Annotated in this window: 21 protein-coding genes; 12 read left to right on the top strand and 9 right to left on the bottom strand. The window is 63.0% G+C overall.

Annotated elements, in window-relative coordinates; all coding sequences use genetic code 11:
• Nucleotides 1-22: 22 nt before the first annotated feature.
• The 6 genes from AC1RZR_RS26480 to AC1RZR_RS26455 all read right to left on the bottom strand — a co-directional run bounded on the left by AC1RZR_RS26480 (nucleotide 23) and on the right by AC1RZR_RS26455 (nucleotide 6281).
• Nucleotides 23-1504 (bottom strand): amidase, encoded by a 1482-nt coding sequence (locus tag AC1RZR_RS26480; RefSeq protein ID WP_481826472.1) that lies wholly within the window; start codon nucleotides 1502-1504, stop codon nucleotides 23-25.
• A gap of 13 nt (nucleotides 1505-1517) precedes the next feature.
• Nucleotides 1518-2477: a cyclase family protein gene (locus tag AC1RZR_RS26475; protein ID WP_481826471.1), complete on the bottom strand. Its 960-nt coding sequence runs from the start codon at nucleotides 2475-2477 to the stop codon at nucleotides 1518-1520.
• On the bottom strand, nucleotides 2474-3265 hold the full coding sequence (locus tag AC1RZR_RS26470; protein ID WP_481826470.1) for an ATP-binding cassette domain-containing protein: 792 nt from the start codon (nucleotides 3263-3265) through the stop codon (nucleotides 2474-2476). Before AC1RZR_RS26470 ends, AC1RZR_RS26475 begins: the two co-directional genes overlap by 4 nt.
• A gap of 3 nt (nucleotides 3266-3268) precedes the next feature.
• Nucleotides 3269-4324, bottom strand: coding sequence for an ABC transporter permease (locus tag AC1RZR_RS26465; protein WP_481826469.1), 1056 nt, complete (start codon nucleotides 4322-4324; stop codon nucleotides 3269-3271).
• A gap of 67 nt (nucleotides 4325-4391) precedes the next feature.
• Nucleotides 4392-5324, bottom strand: coding sequence for a sugar ABC transporter substrate-binding protein (locus AC1RZR_RS26460; protein WP_481826468.1), 933 nt, complete (start codon nucleotides 5322-5324; stop codon nucleotides 4392-4394).
• 297 nt (nucleotides 5325-5621) lie between these two features.
• Nucleotides 5622-6281: an outer membrane protein gene (locus tag AC1RZR_RS26455; RefSeq protein ID WP_477276320.1), complete on the bottom strand. Its 660-nt coding sequence runs from the start codon at nucleotides 6279-6281 to the stop codon at nucleotides 5622-5624.
• Between the two features lie 412 nt (nucleotides 6282-6693).
• Here AC1RZR_RS26455 and AC1RZR_RS26450 point away from each other — a divergent pair, with 412 nt between their 5' ends.
• From AC1RZR_RS26450 to AC1RZR_RS26420, 7 genes are all read left to right on the top strand, one after another.
• On the top strand, nucleotides 6694-7458 hold the full coding sequence (locus AC1RZR_RS26450) for an SDR family oxidoreductase (protein ID WP_481826467.1): 765 nt from the start codon (nucleotides 6694-6696) through the stop codon (nucleotides 7456-7458).
• On the top strand, nucleotides 7455-9527 hold the full coding sequence (uvrC, locus tag AC1RZR_RS26445) for an excinuclease ABC subunit UvrC (protein WP_481826466.1): 2073 nt from the start codon (nucleotides 7455-7457) through the stop codon (nucleotides 9525-9527). The genes AC1RZR_RS26450 and uvrC overlap by 4 nt, the downstream gene beginning before the upstream one ends.
• Before the next feature lie 3 nt (nucleotides 9528-9530).
• On the top strand, nucleotides 9531-9689 hold the full coding sequence (locus AC1RZR_RS26440) for a hypothetical protein (RefSeq protein ID WP_481826465.1): 159 nt from the start codon (nucleotides 9531-9533) through the stop codon (nucleotides 9687-9689).
• Nucleotides 9690-9723: 34 nt separating this feature from the next.
• Nucleotides 9724-10320 carry a CDP-diacylglycerol--glycerol-3-phosphate 3-phosphatidyltransferase gene (gene pgsA / locus AC1RZR_RS26435; protein ID WP_023673449.1) on the top strand — a complete coding sequence of 199 codons (597 nt, stop codon included), beginning with the start codon at nucleotides 9724-9726 and terminating at the stop codon, nucleotides 10318-10320.
• 1 nt (nucleotide 10321) lies between these two features.
• A complete protein-coding gene (moaD, locus tag AC1RZR_RS26430; protein ID WP_111549274.1) occupies nucleotides 10322-10579 on the top strand; it encodes a molybdopterin converting factor subunit 1 in 258 nt (85 codons plus the stop codon).
• A 3-nt stretch (nucleotides 10580-10582) separates the two neighbouring features.
• A complete protein-coding gene (locus AC1RZR_RS26425) occupies nucleotides 10583-11059 on the top strand; it encodes a molybdenum cofactor biosynthesis protein MoaE (protein ID WP_481826464.1) in 477 nt (158 codons plus the stop codon).
• Between the two features lie 79 nt (nucleotides 11060-11138).
• A complete protein-coding gene (locus AC1RZR_RS26420; protein WP_477276328.1) occupies nucleotides 11139-11903 on the top strand; it encodes a YbaY family lipoprotein in 765 nt (254 codons plus the stop codon).
• 131 nt (nucleotides 11904-12034) lie between these two features.
• On the opposite strand, the gene ndk is transcribed toward AC1RZR_RS26420, so the two are convergent.
• The gene (ndk, locus tag AC1RZR_RS26415; protein WP_013532476.1) at nucleotides 12035-12457 is read right to left on the bottom strand and encodes a nucleoside-diphosphate kinase; all 423 of its coding nucleotides are present in this window, start codon (nucleotides 12455-12457) and stop codon (nucleotides 12035-12037) included.
• A 299-nt stretch (nucleotides 12458-12756) separates the two neighbouring features.
• Here ndk and AC1RZR_RS26410 point away from each other — a divergent pair, with 299 nt between their 5' ends.
• Nucleotides 12757-13011, top strand: coding sequence for a DUF2934 domain-containing protein (locus AC1RZR_RS26410; protein ID WP_481826463.1), 255 nt, complete (start codon nucleotides 12757-12759; stop codon nucleotides 13009-13011).
• Nucleotides 13012-13094: 83 nt separating this feature from the next.
• Here the strand turns inward: AC1RZR_RS26410 and AC1RZR_RS26405 are convergent, their stop codons facing one another.
• Nucleotides 13095-13787 carry a glutathione S-transferase family protein gene (locus tag AC1RZR_RS26405; protein ID WP_481826462.1) on the bottom strand — a complete coding sequence of 231 codons (693 nt, stop codon included), beginning with the start codon at nucleotides 13785-13787 and terminating at the stop codon, nucleotides 13095-13097.
• Between the two features lie 61 nt (nucleotides 13788-13848).
• Between AC1RZR_RS26405 and AC1RZR_RS26400 the strand changes: the two genes are divergently transcribed.
• Entirely contained in the window at nucleotides 13849-14361 is a 513-nt protein-coding gene (locus AC1RZR_RS26400; protein ID WP_481826461.1) for a DinB family protein, read from the top strand.
• Nucleotides 14362-14384: 23 nt separating this feature from the next.
• On the opposite strand, the gene gcvA is transcribed toward AC1RZR_RS26400, so the two are convergent.
• Nucleotides 14385-15326 (bottom strand): transcriptional regulator GcvA, encoded by a 942-nt coding sequence (gene gcvA / locus AC1RZR_RS26395; RefSeq protein WP_477276337.1) that lies wholly within the window; start codon nucleotides 15324-15326, stop codon nucleotides 14385-14387.
• 110 nt (nucleotides 15327-15436) lie between these two features.
• Between gcvA and AC1RZR_RS26390 the strand changes: the two genes are divergently transcribed.
• The 3 genes from AC1RZR_RS26390 to AC1RZR_RS26380 are packed head-to-tail and all read left to right on the top strand — an operon-like array spanning nucleotide 15437 to nucleotide 17438.
• A complete protein-coding gene (locus tag AC1RZR_RS26390; protein WP_481826460.1) occupies nucleotides 15437-16270 on the top strand; it encodes a hypothetical protein in 834 nt (277 codons plus the stop codon).
• Between the two features lie 45 nt (nucleotides 16271-16315).
• The gene (locus AC1RZR_RS26385) at nucleotides 16316-17242 is read left to right on the top strand and encodes a DMT family transporter (RefSeq protein ID WP_477276341.1); all 927 of its coding nucleotides are present in this window, start codon (nucleotides 16316-16318) and stop codon (nucleotides 17240-17242) included.
• The gene (locus AC1RZR_RS26380) at nucleotides 17235-17438 is read left to right on the top strand and encodes a hypothetical protein (protein WP_379106363.1); all 204 of its coding nucleotides are present in this window, start codon (nucleotides 17235-17237) and stop codon (nucleotides 17436-17438) included. The genes AC1RZR_RS26385 and AC1RZR_RS26380 overlap by 8 nt, the downstream gene beginning before the upstream one ends.
• Nucleotides 17439-17485: the final 47 nt, after the last annotated feature.

Below are 17485 nucleotides of genomic sequence, written 5' to 3'. Positions count from 1 at the left end.
ATCGGCAGCGTCAGCGCTCCGCCTACCCCTTCAGCCCCGGATAGCTCTTGAACCAGGGCTGCATGCGCTCGAAGCGCGCGGCCATGGCGAGCACGCTTGCATCGGCATGCCGCTTGCCGATGATCTGCATCCCGACCGGCAGGCCGAGCGGGGTGAGCCCGGCCGGGACCGAGATCGCCGGGTGGCCGGTGTAGTTTATCGGGTAGGTCATGCACCAGCCGATCAGCGGATCGACCGCCTCGCCATTGATCGAGGTCGGCCCGATCGTGTTGCCGTCGGTGGCATTCTTGACCGGCGGAATGGCCAGCGTCGGCGAGACGATCAGGTCATGGGTCTCGAACACATTTTCGAGCCCATCATGGACGCCGGTGCGCAACAGACCGTCGAGGGCGTGCTCGACGGCGGTCACCTTGTAGGCGCCCTCCAGCATGGCCAGGAATTGCGGAGTGAGCACCGCGGCGTGTTCGACCATCAGGTCGATGCCTTCCTGTTTCCAATACACGGCGATCGCCGCATAGTGGATCGAGATCGTGCGCACCCACAACGCCGCCAGCTCCTTGTGATCGGCCTTGAAATCGAGCTCGACCTCATCGACCGCAATGCCATTGTCCCGCATGGTTTCAACCGCGGCCGCAATCACGCTCGCGACCTGAGGGTCGACGGGGAAATTACCGAGGCGCGGGCTGTAGGCGACACGCAGCGGACGTGTCTGCCCGCCGGCGGCGGCGACATAGTCGACACCATCGTCCGGCAGGCTAAGCGGGTCTCGGCTGTGCGGGCCAGCCATGATGCTGGTCATCAGCGCTGCATCGGCAACGGTGCGGGCCAGCGGCCCGATATGGACCAGCGGATGTCCCCACAGGAACCCGTCGGGGCGCGTCACTGAAGGGATACGGCCGAAGGAGGGCTTGAAGCCGACAGTGCCGCTGAACGAAGCAGGGATGCGCACCGAGCCGCCGCCGTCGGTGCCTTGCGCCAGCGCCGCCATGCCGTCGGCAATCGCCGCCGCGCTGCCGCCCGACGAGCCACCCGAATTGTAGCCGATTGCGAAAGGTGTGCTGGTCGGCCCGAAGCGCAGATTGTCGGTGATGCCCTTGTGGCCGAACTCCGGCGTGTTGGTCTTGCCAAGCACGATGGCGCCGGCATCCAATAGGCGTTCGACCGCCACCGCACTAGTTTCCGGCACCCGGTTCTTGACCGCCCGCGACGCCATCGATGTCGGCACGCCCGCGACATCGTCGAGATCCTTGATGCCGACCGGCACACCATGCAGCGGCCCAAGCGGCACGCCGGCCATCACCTCCTTTTCGGCGACGCGCGCGGCGTCCATCGCTTCGTCGCCCAGCACCAGCGTATAGGCGTTGACGACCGGATTGCGTGCCTCGATGCGGCGCAGATACGCCTCGGTCACCTCGACCGGTGACAGGTCGCGGCGCCGGATGCGCTGGGCCAGTTCCGTGGCCGGCAGGAAACAAAGCTGCGTCGCGTCGTCTGCAGAAGTCATGAAGCCATTCCGTCTATTTGATGAACACTGGATTTGCCGAGCCGCCGGTGCCCTTGCTCACCTTGGCCGGGCTGGCACAGTAGAAACCCTCGTAGCGACGATCCGCTGCGCAATCGGCGGCCAGGGCGTCGAGCGAGGCCATTTCGGTGAAGACGACGCCGAGATTGCGCATCAGCGCCGCGTGCAGCACCAGCATCAGCCCGCTCCCTGGCTCGTAGGTGGTTTCGTTGGCCAGCGTGTCGGTGACCAGGCTCGGGATCTGCATCTCGTCGAACCAGCGCACGAGATCGAGGCTGAAGGTCAGTCCGGGCTCCCAATAATTTTCGCCGATGCTCTTGCGTCCCGCCGCCAGCGCACCGACCCAGCCGGTGCGGATGAGAAGGATGCTGCGCGGCAAGATCTCGACACCTTGTGCCCGCGCGCACCCCATCAGGTCGTGATGGGTGAAGGTCTCGGCGCGGTCGAGCACCGGCTTGCCGCGGAAGCGGGCGATGTCGAGCAGGACGCCGCGGCCGACGATGCCGCGCTCGGCGATAGGCATGATGCCGGCCTTGGTCATGCCGCCATTGGTGCTGGATGCCGCAAAGCCGTTCCATAGCATGTCGTCGAACCACATGTGGCCGAGCGCGTCGCAATGCGTACCGGCCTGGGCGAAGCCGGTGACATAGTCGTCGGCGAATTCGAGGCCGCCGGGAAGAGGGTGCCAGTGGCCATTCTCGAACCCGGCCTTGTCGGCGACCATGAAATGCTTCGCCGGCCAGCGGCCAGGGAACACGGCGTCGCCCTCATGGGTTGCGATCGGCACGCCGAGCGTGAAGGTGCGGCCATCGCGCACCGTGGCGAGGCCGCGCTTGACCTCTTCGGCGGTCAGGTAGTTGAGCGCGCCGATCTCGTCATCGGCGCCCCAATGGCCCCAGCGATTGGGCGCCTCAGCCAGAAGCCGGCCTAGCGTCATCGCGTCGGTCGCGCTCATGCGCTTGCCTCGCCGTTGGGGGAGCGGGTCTGCGGCGCCTTGGCGCCGGTGATGTAGGCGACGACCTCTTCCATACTGGTGCCGGAACTCAGGAGGTCGGCGGCCTTGCGGCCCCGACGCATCACCACCACGCGATTGCAGACCTGCCAGAGGTGATCGAGATTGTGGGTGACCATGACGATGGTCAGCCCTTTTGCGGTCAGTCGTTTGATCAGCTCGAGCACCTCGCGGGATTCGCGCACGCCGAGCGCTGCTGTCGGTTCGTCGAGCAGCAACAGCTTATGGCCCCAGAAGGCGCCGCGCGCGATCGCCACCAGCTGGCGCTGGCCGCCGGACATGCGCTCGACCGTCTTTGAGCGCACGCCGGGGATATCGATATGCAATTCATCGAGGCCTTTGACCGCGGTGTCGCCCATCGATTTGCGGCGGATCCAGCGCAGCAGCGCGGGGCCGCGGCCAAGAGCGAGTTCGCGGCCAAGGAAGAAGTTCTCGGCCGCGGTGAAGGTGCCGATCAGCGACAAATCCTGATAGACCGTCTCGATGCCGAGGCGTTGCGCCTCGGCCGGCGGCGACAGTTTTTGCGGCCGCCCTTCGAGGATGACGTCGCCCGAGGTCGGATCATGCGCGCCGGCGAGGATCTTGATCAGCGTCGACTTGCCGGCGCCGTTGTCACCGACCAGTCCGATGATGTCGCCTTTGGCGATTTCAAGCGAAACATTGTCGAGCGCCTGGATGCCGCCGAAGCTTCGGCAGATATCGCGCAGGCTGAGCAGCGTTGCCTGGGCCATGGCCTATCCCCTTCCGTAGCGGCGACCGATGCCGCCGAGCGCCACGGCGACGACGAGCAGGCATCCGGTGAACAGGAATTGGGTGAAGATCGGTGCGCCGATCATGGCCAGGCCGTTGTTGCCGACGGCGACCGTCAGCACGCCGATCAGGGTGCCGAGGATATGGAACTGGCCTTCTCTCAGGGCTGCCGAGCCGAGGAAGGCCGCGGAGAACGAGGTCAGCATGAAGCTGTCCCCCGCCGTTACCTGGCCGGACCCGAGGTTCGAGGCCATCAGCACGCCGCCGATTGCGGCACAGGTGCTGGCGATGGCAAAGGCGACGATGCGGCTGCTGTCGACGGCGACACCGGCGCGGCGCGCCGATTCCGGGCTGACGCCGATGGCCTTGATGTGCTGACCCTGCACCGTGCGATTGAGGATCACCCACAACAGCGCCAGCACCACGGCCATGATGATAACGAGGTGTGGCACGCCTGCAATCCGGCCGATGGCGATGTTGGTGAATTGGCGCGACTGGGTGAGCTGCAGCGGAATGCCGCCCGAATAGGCGTAGTTCAGCCCGACGACGATGGTGCCGGTGCCGAGCGTGGCGATGAAGGCATTCACGCCGATCTTGGAAACGACGATGCCGTTGACGACGCCGATGATGGTGCCAAGGCAGATGACGAGGATAATGGCGAGCGGGATCGACAGCCCGCTGCTGCTCAGCAGCCCGACCACGAGCAGGCCGCAGAAACTCGCGACATAGCCAATGCTGAGGTCGAAATCGCCGGCGACAAGCGGTACGGTGAGACCGGCAGCGACGATGGTGCCGATCGCCATGTCATTGATGATGTTGCGAAAATTGCCGACTGTCGCGAAGGTTCCCGGCTGCAGCGCCGAGAAGATCACGAGCATCGACGCCAGCACGATGATGGTGCCGTAAGTGCCGAGCAGGCGCATCAGCAGCGCGCGCCGGTCGCGCGCACTGGCCGATGGATATCTGGCCAGCGTTGACGGCGAAGTGCTGGGTGCCTCTGCCGGAGCGGAGGTTTCGGACAGAAAATGGTCTGCGGGCATTGCGGCTCCCATGAAGGGTAACCGGCGCGGCCGGGCAAGCCCGGCTGCACCCTCGATCGGCAGAAACTTACTGCGGATTGTCCTTCATGAACTGGTCGACATTCCCTTTGGTGACCAGCGTATAGCCCGGCACGAAGGATTTCGGCTTCCACTGGTCGCCGGCCGACAGGATGTCGGGGATCTGGTCGACCAGCATCTTGCCGGCTGACGTCAGGTCGACGCCGAGCGTGGCGGTCATGGTTCCGTCCTTGACCGCCTGGACAGCAGGTGCCGTGGCGTTGAAGGAATAGACCTTCACGTCGTTGCGGCTGTTCTGCTTCAGCGCCGCGATCGCTCCCATGGCATTGTCGTCATAGCAGTTGAAGATCGCGAATGGTCCTTTGGCGTTGGCATTGGCGGCGAGCCAGGCGCTGGTCGCGGCCTGCGAGGATTCGGCGGCACCAGGAATGCTGATCTCGTGCGACGTCGCCTTGAGTCCTGGATTGGCCTTCACCGCCGCATCGAAGGCGTCGGCCCGCTCCCGGCACGGAATACCGGGATGATAGGTGAGGTCGAGCACGGTGCCGGCGTTGCCGATATCCTTCAGCATCAGGTCGATCAGCGGCGGTGCGGCTCCGGTGCTGGCCGAAAGCGCGATGCCGTCGGCCATGCCGCCGCCGGCCGAAAGGACCGGGATGTTTGCATCCGCCGCCGCCTGCAGCCCGGCCGCCAGCCCGGTCGAGTCGAACACCGTGACGATGATGGCGCTCACCTTCTTGGTCGCCAACTGCTTCATCGAGGTGATCGCCTGCGACGGATCACCGTTGGCATTGAGCGTTTCCACCGCCCAGCCCTTGGATTGGGCTTCCTTGGTCATGGTGTCGACCATCTGGTTGGTGTCGACGTCGGAAGTCGAGAACGTGATGATGCCGATCGTCAGCTTGTCATCGGCGGCAAGTGCTGCCGGCGCGAAGGATACCGCGACGAGCGCCGCGGTCGAGAGTTTTTGAAAGCGGTTCACTGTGCATATCCCCTTTTGACGGAGTGTTCCCGGCACGCATCCTGACCGTGCGTCGGCCACATATCCTGGGGCGCTGTCTGCAGGGGTCATCACAGGTGGTTCTGTTTGTTCGTGCGAGCCACGTACTAACTATAGGCACAAGCCTTGATGCCGTGCAACGGCAAATTTTGAGACGCATACAGAGGGGGGATATTTATGCAGGCCGTGCAATGCGGCAGGCAGGAGACCGAAGCCGCCGTCGAACACAAAAAAAGCCGGGCGCGAGGCCCGGCTTTTTCGTGTCGTGGCTTGAACGACTTAGAACTTCATACCGACGCCGAAGGTGACGCGGTTGTCGGTTGCCTTGACGTTGCCGATGCCACCACCGAAGTCCTTGCTGCCGAAATCGGTGTAGCGGTACTCGACGCGGCCGAACACGTTGTCGGTCAGCTTGATGTCGGTGCCGAGACCGGCGGTCCAGCCGAGCATGGTGGCGCTATCGCTGCTGCCAAGGACAGTGTCTTCCACCTTAAGGCTTCTGCCGGCGAGACCGCCGGTGCCATAGAGCAGAATTTCCGGGGTCACGGCGTAGCCAAGACGGGCACGCAGCGAGCCTTCGAAGCCGCCCTTGGAATTGATGCCGTTGTCGTCACCCTTGATGCCGTTGTAGCCGAGTTCGGCTTCAGCACCGTAGACGAAGTTCTCCTGCTGCCACTGGTAGCCGCCGAAGGCACTGCCGACGAAACCCTTGGTATCGGTTTCAACGCCGAAATCTCTCTCCTTGGTACGGCCGCTAAAGCCATAGCCAACGTTGAGACCGGCATAGGGCCCGGCCCACGAAGCGACCGGAAGTTCGGCAACCGGCGCGGGTGCCGGCGGCTCTTCCTGGACGACGTCCGCGGCATAGGCAGTTCCGCTGAGGGCGAAGAGCCCGAGCGCCACGGCCAGCGGCCGTGCGAATTTGAGATTGGCTTGCATTGTTCTTTACTCCTTAAGCCACAGGACACAGGCTTGTTTCTCACGATCGCCATCGACCCGTCCGGGGGGTGAAACGGATCTGGCGTTCGTCGGTTCCAAATGTCGTGTCAAAATGCGGCTGAAGCGAACCTGAACTTGGGTCATTCCCCGGCGCGATTGAGGCGGAACCTTGACGTTGCATCTTCGCAACAGCGAAATGGCAGGAGCCGCTTCATGCTGCACTGCACACCGCTTGGTGCAAGGAGTCCAGCGTCCTATATTGCGATCGGGCGGCTCCAAGTTCAGGACGAGTCGGAATGCGAATTGGTTGTTTCGCCACAATGCTGCCCAAGGTGCGAACGCCATTTAACGCCTGCCGGGACACATTTCGCCGGCATTGTGTTTTCGGCCCGAAATTGAGGATTGACACCAGATGAGCAAAGCCACTGCCACGGCGCTGGTGACGGGCGGGGCGAAACGGATCGGCAGGGCGATCGTCGAGGATCTCGCCGCCCACGGTTTTGCCGTCGCCATCCACTGCAATCGGTCGCGCGACGAAGCGGATGCATTGGCCGGCCTGATCAACCGGACCGGCGGCCGCGCCGCCGTGATCGCCGCCGACCTTACCGATATGGACGCCGTCGGCGACCTCGTCGGCCAGGCGGAAGCCGCGCTCGGACCGCTCTCGCTGCTGGTCAACAATGCGTCGCTGTTCGAGGACGATTCGGTTCTGGACTTCGACTGGCGGGCCTGGGATCGGCACTTTGCCGTGCATGTGAAGGCGCCCGCATTGCTGGCGCAGAACTTCGCCCTGGCGTTGCCGCAAGGGCAGGAGGGGCTGATCGTCAACATCATCGATCAGCGCGTCTGGCGGCCGACGCCGCGCTATTTCTCCTATGCGCTGTCCAAGTCGACGCTGTGGACGGCCACGCAGATGATGGCGCAAGCGCTGGGTCCCCGTATCCGCGTCAATGCCATTGGCCCGGGACCGACCCTGAAGAATGCTCGCCAGGATGACAGCGATTTCGCCGCGCAGGTCGATGGCTTGATCCTCAAACGCGGCCCGGAATTGCCGGAATTCGGGGCCACCATCCGCTATCTCTGGGAAGCGCGCTCTGTCACCGGCCAGATGATCGCGCTCGATGGCGGCCAGCATCTTGCGTGGCAGACACCCGATGTGACAGGCATGGCGGAATGAGTCCTGTAGATCAGAAAAGCAAGCCACGTAGTGGCGGCGACGACATGCCTCCCGAAGTCGAACTCGACCTCGAGGACGAGGCTGTGGAGGAGATCGTCGAACCCGCCGGGCCCGACATAGCCTTCACCGCCATCGACTGGACGCCGCATGCCGGCGACGCCGAAGGCATGGTCGGCGCCGAAGTGATCCAGACACTGGTCAAGCGGCTGCCCAACGCGCCCGGCGTCTACCGCATGATGAACGCCGCCGGCGACGTGCTCTATGTCGGCAAGGCGCGCAGCCTCAAGAAGCGCGTCACAAACTATGCGCAAGGCCGGTTCCACACCAACCGCATCGGCCGCATGGTGCGCGAGACGTCGACGATGGAGTTCGTCGTCACCCGCACCGAGATCGAAGCGCTGCTGCTCGAAGCCAATCTCATCAAGCGCTTGCGGCCGCGATTCAATGTGCTGATGCGCGACGACAAGTCGTTTCCCTATATCCTTCTGACCGGCGACCATGTCTCGCCCGGCATCTACAAGCATCGCGGCGCCCGCTCCCGCAAAGGCGATTATTACGGACCCTTCGCTTCGGCTGGCGCCGTCGGTCGCACCATCAATTCGCTGCAGCGCGCCTTCCTGCTGCGCAGCTGCACCAACTCCTTCTACGAGAACCGTACGCGGCCCTGCCTGCTCTACCAGATCAAGCGCTGCGCCGGACCCTGCACCGGAGAGGTTTCGCACGAGGACTACGCCGAGCTTGTCGGCGAGGCGAAGGACTTCTTGTCGGGCCGCAGCCAGAAGGTGAAGACCGAAATCTCGGCTGCCATGCAGCAAGCCTCGGAAGACCTCGATTTCGAGCGCGCCGCGATCTATCGCGACCGGCTGGCGGCCCTGTCGCATGTACAGAGCCATCAGGGCATCAATCCGGCGACTGTCGATGAGGCTGATGTCTTCGCCATCCATCAGGAAGGCGGCCAGGTCTGCATCCAGGTGTTCTTCTTCCGCACCGGCCAGAACTGGGGCAATCGCGCCTATTTCCCCAAGGCCGACCCGGCGCTGGAGGGATCGGAAGTGCTGGGCTCGTTCCTGGCGCAGTTCTATGACGACAAGCCGACGCCGCGCACCATGCTTCTGTCGCAAACCGTCGAGGACCAGGAACTGCTGGCCGAGGCGCTGTCGACCCGCGCTGGCCGCAAGGTCTCGATCTCGGTGCCGCAGCGCGGCGAGAAGAAGGACCTGACCGACAACGCCCTGCAGAACGCCCGTGAGGCGCTCGGCCGCCGGTTGGCTGAAACCTCGACGCAAGGCCGCCTGCTTGCCGGTTTCGCCGAGACGTTTGGTCTCGCCAAGCCTCCGGTGCGCATCGAAGTCTACGACAACTCGCACATCATGGGCACCAATGCCGTCGGCGCCATGGTCGTCGCCGGGCCGGAAGGCTTCGTCAAGAACCAGTATCGCAAGTTCAACATCCGCTCGACCGAGATCACGCCGGGCGACGATTTCGGCATGATGCGCGAGGTGATGGAACGGCGTTTTTCGCGGTTGCTCAAGGAGCATGGCGATGTCGTCGTGGCCGACGCGGCAGCAGGCGAGGCGGGCGATGATATCGAAGACGACATCTCCGGCAGCTTCCCGGCCTGGCCCGACGTCATCCTGATCGACGGCGGTCAGGGCCAGATGACGGCGGTGCGCAAGATCCTCTCTGATCTCGGCATCGAGGACCGCGTGGTGGCCATCGGCATCGCCAAGGGCCAGGACCGCGACGCCGGCCGCGAGCGCTTCTTCGTCAGGGGCAGGGATTCGTTTTCGTTGCCGGTTCGCAATCCCGTCCTCTACTTTGTTCAGCGGCTGCGCGACGAGGTCCACCGTTTCGCCATCGGCTCGCATCGTGCGCGCCGCAAGAAGGAGATGGTCAAGAGCCCGCTCGACGAGATCAGCGGCATTGGCCCCGGCCGCAAGCGGGCGCTGCTGATGCATTTCGGCACCGCCAAGGCGGTCAGCCGTGCCGCCATCGAGGATCTGAGGAAAGTCGACGGCATTTCAGAACAGGTGGCGAAACTGGTCTACAATCATTTTCATGAGAGCTGATGCATGTCGCTCAAAAGTGCGCAGCGGTTTTGGGGCAGCGGCATGCATCAAACGGAAGAGCGCATGTCGCCCAAAAGTGCGCAGCGGCACTTTAAGGCAGATTCGGTCGTTTTCGGCTGGCCAATCGATTTTGGCCTGTTGACCCCCTACATTCGCTTCTGATTTGAGTAGGCAGGCAGAAAGAGTTCCCCCAGACATGGCCAAGCGCGCGTTCAACCTGCCCAACATGCTCACCTACGCCCGCATCGTCGCGGTGCCGCTGGTGGTGCTGTGCTTTTTTCTCGAAGGACATCTGAAGTCGAGCGATTTCGCCCGCTGGTCGGCGCTGATCATCTTCCTGCTCGCCTCGATCACTGATTATCTGGACGGCTACCTGGCACGCGCCTGGCAACAGACCTCCAACATCGGCAAGATGCTCGATCCGATCGCCGACAAATTGCTGGTCGCCACCTGCCTGCTGCTGCTGGCGGCCGACACCGATCGCCACGCCGGCATCGCCGGCTGGTCGCTGTGGGCGGCGATCATCATCCTGTGCCGCGAAATCCTCGTCTCGGGCCTGCGCGAATACCTGGCGGCACTCAAGGTCTCGGTGCCGGTGACGCAGCTGGCAAAATGGAAGACCGCGATCCAGATGGTCGCCATCGCCTTCCTGCTGGCTGGGCCGGCCGGCGACAAGATCTTCCCGCTGACCACCCAGACCGGGCTGGTGCTGCTGTGGATCGCGGCGCTGGTCACGCTCTATACCGGCTACGATTATTTCCGCGCCGGCCTCAAGCACATTATGGACGAGTGAGATGACGACCCGGCTCATCTATTTTGCCTGGGTGCGCGAGCGGATCGGCCTGCCTGAGGAGGACGTCGACTTGCCTGCCGGCATCGAGACGGTCGCCGACCTCCTGCGCTGGCTGAAATCGCGTGGCGAGGGCTACGAGCACGCCCTGCAATATCCAGACGTAATCCGCGTCGCCATCAACCAGGAACATGTCGAGCATCGCGAAAAGATCGCCGGTGCGCGCGAGATTGCGCTGTTCCCGCCGATGACCGGAGGCTGACCCATGCCGGCCGCCGTGGTGCCGACGGTGCGCATCCAGACACAGGATTACGACGTCGCCGCCGAGATCGCCAGACTGACGCAGGGCCGCACCGACATCGGCGCCGTGGTGTCGTTCTCGGGCCTTTGCCGCGACGAGCAGGCTGCGCTCTCGGCACTCGAACTCGAGCATTATCCCGGCATGGCGGAAGCCGAGATCAGCCGCATCGCCACCGAAGCGGTTCAGCGTTGGCCGCTGCAAGGCCTCACCGCCATTCACCGCCATGGCAAGATTGCGCCTGGCGAGAACATCGTTCTGGTGGTGGCCGCCTCGGCGCATCGCCAGGCGGCGTTCGAGGCGGCGGACTTTCTCATGGACTACCTGAAATCGCGCGCCCCGTTCTGGAAGAAGGAGCATCGCACCGACGGCTCCGAGGGCGGCTGGGTCGAGGCCAAGGAAGCCGACGCCAGGGCCGCACAACGCTGGAAACCGCCCGAATAAATCCTTCAGCAGCCATGCATTGACCGCAATCCTTTGGCCAATTGACCGCGGTTGGTCAGCCTGGGCAAGGGAGATGGTCATGCTGGACAGGATCGCCGAATTTTTCGTCTTCGGTTTCGTGCCTCTGGTCGTCGGCATATTGGCCGTGCCGGAATTGTCTTTCGCCGCCGACAATTTCGTGCGCGGCGAGGTGATCTATCGCGAGCGCATCGCCTTGCCGCCCAGTGCAGTGCTCTCCGTCCAGCTTGCCGACGTGTCGCTGGCTGACGCGCCCGCCACGATCATCGGTAAGCAGATCGTGAAGCCGACCGGTCAGGTGCCGATCAGCTTCGAGATCAAATTCGACCCTTCCGTTATCCGGCCTCAGATGACCTATGCGTTGCAGGCCCGGATCACTGTCGACGACAAGCTCCTGTTCATCTCCGATATGCGCCATCAGATCGATCCGCTGACCGACGTGCCGCAGACCGTTGTGCTGAAGATGGTCGCACCGAACGCCGAGTCGGCGGATGCTGTCTTTGGTCAGGTTTGGCTGGTTGACTATGTCGACGGCGTTGGCGCCATCACCGCGCCGCAAGCGACGTTCAGGGTCAGCGAGGCCGGCAAGGCAGGCGGCAGCGGCCCCTGCAACACCTATTTCGCCACCGCCAAGGTCGATGGCCAGACGATCGCCATCAGCGACATCGGCTCGACCTACAAGGCCTGCGCGCCGGAAGTGATGGCGGAGGAAAAGGCGCTGTTCGATGCGCTGGCCAAGGCGGCGTCATACAGTGTCGACGCCGGCAAGCTCGTCATATCAGACAAGGATGGCCGCGAGATCCTGCGCTTGAGCGCCGCAAGCTGATTTCCCGGTTCGGCGTCATGGACCGGCAGCATGCCGACACGCTGCAGTTCGTGCGCGAGACCTGATCGTTGCGCCAACGAAAAAGGCCGGCAAGACGCCGGCCTTTCTTACGTGATCCAAGCTCTGGATTGTCAGCCGACGATTTCGGTGTCCGAGAACCAGTACTTGATCTCTTCCGCGGCGGTCTCCGGCGCATCGGAGCCGTGCACCGAGTTTTCGCCGATCGACAGCGCATGCACCTTGCGAATGGTGCCTTCGGCGGCGTTGGCCGGGTTGGTGGCGCCCATCACTTCGCGGTTCCTGGCAATGGCGTTCTCGCCTTCCAGCACCTGCACGACGGTCGGTGCCGACGACATGAACTCGACCAGTTCGCCGAAGAACGGACGGTCCTTGTGGACGGCATAAAAGCCTTCCGCCTCACGGCGGCTCATCCAGACCCGGCGCGAAGCGATCACGCGCAGGCCGGCCTCTTCCAGCATTCTGGTGATGGCGCCTGTGAGGTTGCGCCGGGTCGCGTCCGGCTTGATCATGGAAAAGGTGCGTTCGAGCGCCATGGGTCGTCCTTTTGATGAGAATGGAATTGAGAGTGGCGGGCTCTATACAAGCCGCCCGGCTCATTGCCAAGGGGTGAGGAACGGTCCGCCAAGCGGACGGAAAGCCAATTGCTTGGCTTTCCGAGTGACGAACGCCCGGAGCGGGAGCGGAGGGCTGGAACGCTGCGCGTTTCTGCGTCAGGCCGGCGCCGATGGGCAGACCAGCAGGCGAGATCGGATGGCTGTAATGCGATGCTTTGCTTGCTATAGTCGCGTGTCGGCGCCGCGCTGAAGTCGGCCCGAATGGAGACAATATGACAATGGCAGACGATCGTCAGGAACGCATTCGCAACCGCGCGCATCAGATCTGGCTGCAAGAGGGACAACCGGCTGGCCAGCATGATCGCCATTGGCACCAGGCGGCAGCCGACGTCGACCAGGAGGACGCCGCGGGGAAGCCGGCAGCCAAAAAGCCCGTCAAGAAGGCAGCCGGCGCCGCCAAGCCAAAAGCCGCCCCCAAGGAGGCGAAGGCTGCCCCAAAGACCAGCAAGCCCAAAAAGGCTGCGGCCAAGTAAGGCCTGGCTATCTCACTGCTGACCTTGCTCGCAAGGAATTGACGGCGCTCGTGCTGCCAGGCGGCAGGGCAGGCGTTACACCGTCACGCCGCTGCAGCAGCCTTCCGCCCCAGCCCGCCATGCAGGTCGAGGCAGCGGGCGAACCATTGCGCCACCACGTCGCTGTCGTCGAGCAACTGGTAGGGCGTGGCTATGCGCGCCCACTGCAGTGCACCGAAGACGATATAATCGGCAAACAGTGGCGATGCGCCGCCGATGTACGGCTGGTAGCCGAGCATTGAACGCAGCGGCTCGAGTGCGGCGCGGAATGTCGCCAGCCCGGCGTCGCGCGCGGTGACGACATCCTCCAGCTTCCTGCCAAGGCGCTGCTCGCGGCTCCGGCGGAAATAAGCGGCGTTCTCTTCGTCCTGCATGGCATGGAGGTCGATGATCGCGGCGGTGGTGACATAGGGATGAATGGTCAGTTGCGACCAGCGTTCGATGAAGCGTGCCATCGCCTTGCCGCCTTCACCGCCAAACAGCGTCGGCCGATCCGGATAGGCTTCGTCGAGATACAGCGCGATGGCAAAGGAATCCGTGACGACTGTCTCGCCATCGCGGATCACCGGAACGGTCTTCGAAACGCCGCCCTCGACTTCGGGCACCTCCAGAAAACGCGTCGGCGCGGTTGAGATGGCGAGCCCCTTGTGCGCAAGCGCCATCGCCACCTTCCAGCAATGCGGGCTGAACGGACGTGTGGTGTCGCGTCCTACGAGGTCGTAGAGCAGAATGGTCATTGGCGTCGGCGTTCCTGCGGGGTAGGTAGGCCTCCGTGTCGACGCGAGCCGAGGGGAAACCATGAGACAGCATTTCATGATGTTTGCGGCCTACAATCAATGGGCCAACAACCGCATCTATGATGCCGCCGGAGAGCTCGACGAAGAGGAACTCAACCGCGACGTCGGAGCTTTTTTCGGCTCGATGATGGGCACGCTCAACCACCTGCTGACAGCCGACCGCATCTGGATGAAGCGCTTCACCGGCGAGGGCGATGCGCCGACGACGCTGGACGCCATCCTGCACCGGGCCTTGCCCGGCCTACGGATGGCGCGTGAAGCCGAGGACAAGAGGATCATCGATTGGGTCGGCGGCCTCGGCGACAAGGCGTTGACGGGCCGCTTCACCTACATGACTGTCTCGGACATGCGCACGGTGTCGCAAAGGCTGGCGCCGGCGCTGGATCATGTCTTCAACCACCAGACCCATCACCGCGGCCAGGCGCATACGATTCTGACCATCCTGGGACGGCCAAGCCTGGGGTTGGACCTGATGCTCTTCCAGCGGACCGAGGAGGGCAGGGCCTTCGCCTGATCCAGGATATCGTAGGCGGAAAATCAGCCGCCGATCTCGGCGTCCAGCTGGCTCTGCGTCAAGGCGGCTTCCGCCGCGATCCACTGCTTGAACAGGGACACTTTGCGCGCGGGCAGCGTCTTGTCGGGGCAGACGAAATACCACCCCGCCGTGTTCGGGTGGTGCACCGCGAATGGAGCCACCAGCCTTTCTGCACGGATATCGCTGGCCATATAGGCACGATTGGCCACGGCAAATCCCAATCCGGCAGCGGCCGCCTCGTAGGACATCATGCAAGAATCGAAATAGATGCTCTTGGTCTCGTGGAGCACGGAGCCGGCGCCGGCGAAGTCGAGCCAAGATTGCCAGTTCTGGGTGCAGGTGTCGGAATGCAGCAGCGTGAAGTGGCGCAGATCTTCGGGCTTCACCTTCGACAGCGGCTTGTTGCCAAGTATTTCATGGAAGAGTTTCCTGCTGCACACCGGCGTCAGGTCCTCCTTGAAAAGAAGGTCGGCGCTGAGTTCGGGGAAGCGGCCGTCGCCGTAGCGGATCTCGACATCGAAGTCCGATGTCGAGAATTCATGCGTTGCGTAGGAGGTCGAGACGCGCATCTCGATGTCCGGGTATTGCCTTTGGAACAGCGGCAGGCGCGGAAACAGCCAGCGCGCGGCAAAGGTCGGCAACACTGAAATCTTCAACACATGCTCCTGCGATTGCCCGGTCGCTTCCATGCTGGCGGCAACGATCCGCTCCAGCGCCTCGCGAACCCGCGAGACATAGGTCTCGCCTTCCGGCGTCAGCGAGACCGCATTGCCACCACGCAGGAAGATCTTGAAGCGAAGCTGGTCCTCCAGGCTTTTGACGCGCTGGCTGACCGCGGAAGCGGTGATGAACTGTTCTTCACCGGCGCGCGTGAAATTCCTATGCCTCGCAGCACTCTCCACGATTTTCAGCGAGTTGAGGTTGACCTGACTGAGCAGACGCACGGTTTCGACCTTAAGCTGGGCTTACGCTAGCACTAGCATTCCTAATTTTACAGGGGTGGGTGAATTAATCGACTGTTTATCAAGTGTTGTCCCCATCCTGGAGAAGTACAATGAACGCCCATACCATTCCCGAACTGCGTTATGCGATGAGCCGCGAAGCCATCATCGGCCACGAAACCGCCTGGAAAGTGTCGACTTTCGGCGTCGCGCAATATCTGCATGGCTATGACCCGGCACTGCTTGCCGCAATCGAGGAGGCTGCACTGAAGCTCAAGGCCAGCCATGCCGTGCACAAGCACCTCGACTTGACCTTCATCACCGGCGCCGACCGTTTCATCCCCGAGATCAAGGAGTTGCTGCATGACAAGCTGCGGCTGGAGCGGCTGTCCGACATGATGGGCACCAAGCTGGAGCCCTATCCGCTATCGATCGTTGGCTCGACAGTGACCTTCATGAATCCCAAGGACGGCGCCGTGGAATGGCATTGCGATGGCGTTCCGGTCACCGAGCTCATACCGCTGTCGATCAGCAATCCGCTGGTCGGCGGCCACCTCGAAATCTATTGCGACAACTCGGAAACTGGTCGCGCCATCCTCGAATCCGGCCGCGAGATCCCACGCAACCGTGTCATGCGCATCGATCACAAGATGAACTACGCGACGCTTGGGCAGTTTCTCGGCGTCCTGCACCGCACCGCGCCGATCCGATTCGGCGAGCGCGTCACGCTGGTGCTCAACCAGCGCTCGGTGGCCAAGCCCTATGTCGACGACAACCGCATGTTCTATCTCGCTGCCGACAACGACCATGACCGCGAATGGGTCAACGAGTTGGCCGAAGACGTCTGGACCAACCAGTTGCCGGCCTATCGCCGGTTCGAGGAAGAGCGTCCCGTTCCGGTGTCGCCCGAGGCTCCGGTTCCGGGTGGAGCCAGGGAATCATGGTAATGAGCCATGATCCCGAAAAGGGGGAACCGGTTTTCGGACAGGATCATGGTCGAAGACAGAGATAGAGCCCCATACGGTTTCTTTCGGAATGGATCAGGCTCGATATCCGCGCTGGTCTTCGCTGCCGGCGCGGTGGCGTTGTGGTCGACCAATGCGCTGGTCGGCAAATCCCTGCTGGCCAGTCATCCGGTGTCGCAGGTGCAATTCCTGCAATTCACAGGAGCAGCACTCGTCTTCGCAGCCATCCGGTTGATGAGCAGGGAAAGTGCCGCGCCAGTCGCGGCGAGGGCGGCGCTCGTGCCTCTCGCGGTAGGCTTCATCGGTCTGGTCGGCACCATGGTGCTGCAATACATCGCCTTCGCCTCGATGCCGGTGATCGAGGCCAATCTGGTGGCCTACACCTGGCCGTTGATGGTCGCGGCGGCGGTCATCGCTTTAGAGAGCCCGCGGCGCCCGGCATTGCTGGGCGGCGCTGCGGTCGTGGGCTTCATCGGCGTTGCACTCGTGATTTCGGGAGGGCGTAACCAATCCTGGCTCCAGGGCGATCTCGTCGGTTATCTCGCCGCATTCGGGTCCGCACTGTGCATGGCCTTCTATTCGGTCATGGTGGGACGGGTTGCCACCTCGCCGGATCGTCTGTTGCTGCCATCGTCGCTGATCGGTGTCGCCTTGACGTTTTTGTGGTGCGCTCGCGACGGTTTCGCCTGGCCCGTCGGCACGGACCTGGTTCTCGGCCTCTATCTCGGCGCTGGTCCGATGGGGTTGGGCTACTACTTCTGGTCGCGCGCCTTGAAGCTGGAAGGCAGCGGCAAGGTCGCGGTCGTCGCCTATCTCACGCCGATCGCTTCGACGCTGCTGCTGACCTTGTCCGGCGAAACGCTGACGTTGACGGCCATTGTCGGAGCTGTCCTCGTCATCGGCAGTTGTATTGCGGTCGGCTTGGAGCGTTCGGAGGCGGAAAACCATGTTTGACGAAAATGAACGTCTCGCCAGGCAGGAAGCGTATTGGCTGATCAAGGAATTCGGCGCCGAGGCGCCGCTTTACGCCGCGATGAAGGCCGAAAAGGCGATAGAACAGAAGGATTTCGGGCGTTGCGCCCGTTGGAAGCGCATTCTAGAGATATTGGCCGACGGCCATGCTGCGAAGTCTGCTAGTTCCAAGTATTAGATTTTCTAATTTGCGCGACGTCGATTTCCCATGAAAAATACTTGTTG

The sequence above is a fragment of the Mesorhizobium bavaricum genome (assembly GCF_056781655.1).
This window is presented reverse-complemented; position numbering and strand designations above follow the sequence as displayed.

Excerpts from the sequence above, each read along its gene's own strand:
- AC1RZR_RS26390 (WP_481826460.1), top strand. The coding sequence starts at position 15,437 with ATGAACGCCCATACCATTCCCGAACTGCGTTATGCGATGAGCCGCGAA.
- uvrC (WP_481826466.1), top strand. The coding sequence starts at position 7,455 with ATGAGTCCTGTAGATCAGAAAAGCAAGCCACGTAGTGGCGGCGACGAC.
- moaD (WP_111549274.1), top strand. The coding sequence starts at position 10,322 with ATGACGACCCGGCTCATCTATTTTGCCTGGGTGCGCGAGCGGATCGGC.
- AC1RZR_RS26425 (WP_481826464.1), top strand. The coding sequence starts at position 10,583 with ATGCCGGCCGCCGTGGTGCCGACGGTGCGCATCCAGACACAGGATTAC.
- AC1RZR_RS26385 (WP_477276341.1), top strand. The coding sequence starts at position 16,316 with ATGGTCGAAGACAGAGATAGAGCCCCATACGGTTTCTTTCGGAATGGA.
- pgsA (WP_023673449.1), top strand. The coding sequence starts at position 9,724 with ATGGCCAAGCGCGCGTTCAACCTGCCCAACATGCTCACCTACGCCCGC.
- AC1RZR_RS26420 (WP_477276328.1), top strand. The coding sequence starts at position 11,139 with ATGCTGGACAGGATCGCCGAATTTTTCGTCTTCGGTTTCGTGCCTCTG.
- AC1RZR_RS26480 (WP_481826472.1), bottom strand. The coding sequence starts at position 1,504 with ATGACTTCTGCAGACGACGCGACGCAGCTTTGTTTCCTGCCGGCCACG.
- AC1RZR_RS26405 (WP_481826462.1), bottom strand. The coding sequence starts at position 13,787 with ATGACCATTCTGCTCTACGACCTCGTAGGACGCGACACCACACGTCCG.
- AC1RZR_RS26465 (WP_481826469.1), bottom strand. The coding sequence starts at position 4,324 with ATGCCCGCAGACCATTTTCTGTCCGAAACCTCCGCTCCGGCAGAGGCA.
- ndk (WP_013532476.1), bottom strand. The coding sequence starts at position 12,457 with ATGGCGCTCGAACGCACCTTTTCCATGATCAAGCCGGACGCGACCCGG.
- AC1RZR_RS26470 (WP_481826470.1), bottom strand. The coding sequence starts at position 3,265 with ATGGCCCAGGCAACGCTGCTCAGCCTGCGCGATATCTGCCGAAGCTTC.
- AC1RZR_RS26475 (WP_481826471.1), bottom strand. The coding sequence starts at position 2,477 with ATGAGCGCGACCGACGCGATGACGCTAGGCCGGCTTCTGGCTGAGGCG.
- AC1RZR_RS26455 (WP_477276320.1), bottom strand. The coding sequence starts at position 6,281 with ATGCAAGCCAATCTCAAATTCGCACGGCCGCTGGCCGTGGCGCTCGGG.
- AC1RZR_RS26440 (WP_481826465.1), top strand. The coding sequence starts at position 9,531 with ATGTCGCTCAAAAGTGCGCAGCGGTTTTGGGGCAGCGGCATGCATCAA.
- AC1RZR_RS26400 (WP_481826461.1), top strand. The coding sequence starts at position 13,849 with ATGAGACAGCATTTCATGATGTTTGCGGCCTACAATCAATGGGCCAAC.
- AC1RZR_RS26410 (WP_481826463.1), top strand. The coding sequence starts at position 12,757 with ATGGCAGACGATCGTCAGGAACGCATTCGCAACCGCGCGCATCAGATC.
- AC1RZR_RS26380 (WP_379106363.1), top strand. The coding sequence starts at position 17,235 with ATGTTTGACGAAAATGAACGTCTCGCCAGGCAGGAAGCGTATTGGCTG.
- AC1RZR_RS26450 (WP_481826467.1), top strand. The coding sequence starts at position 6,694 with ATGAGCAAAGCCACTGCCACGGCGCTGGTGACGGGCGGGGCGAAACGG.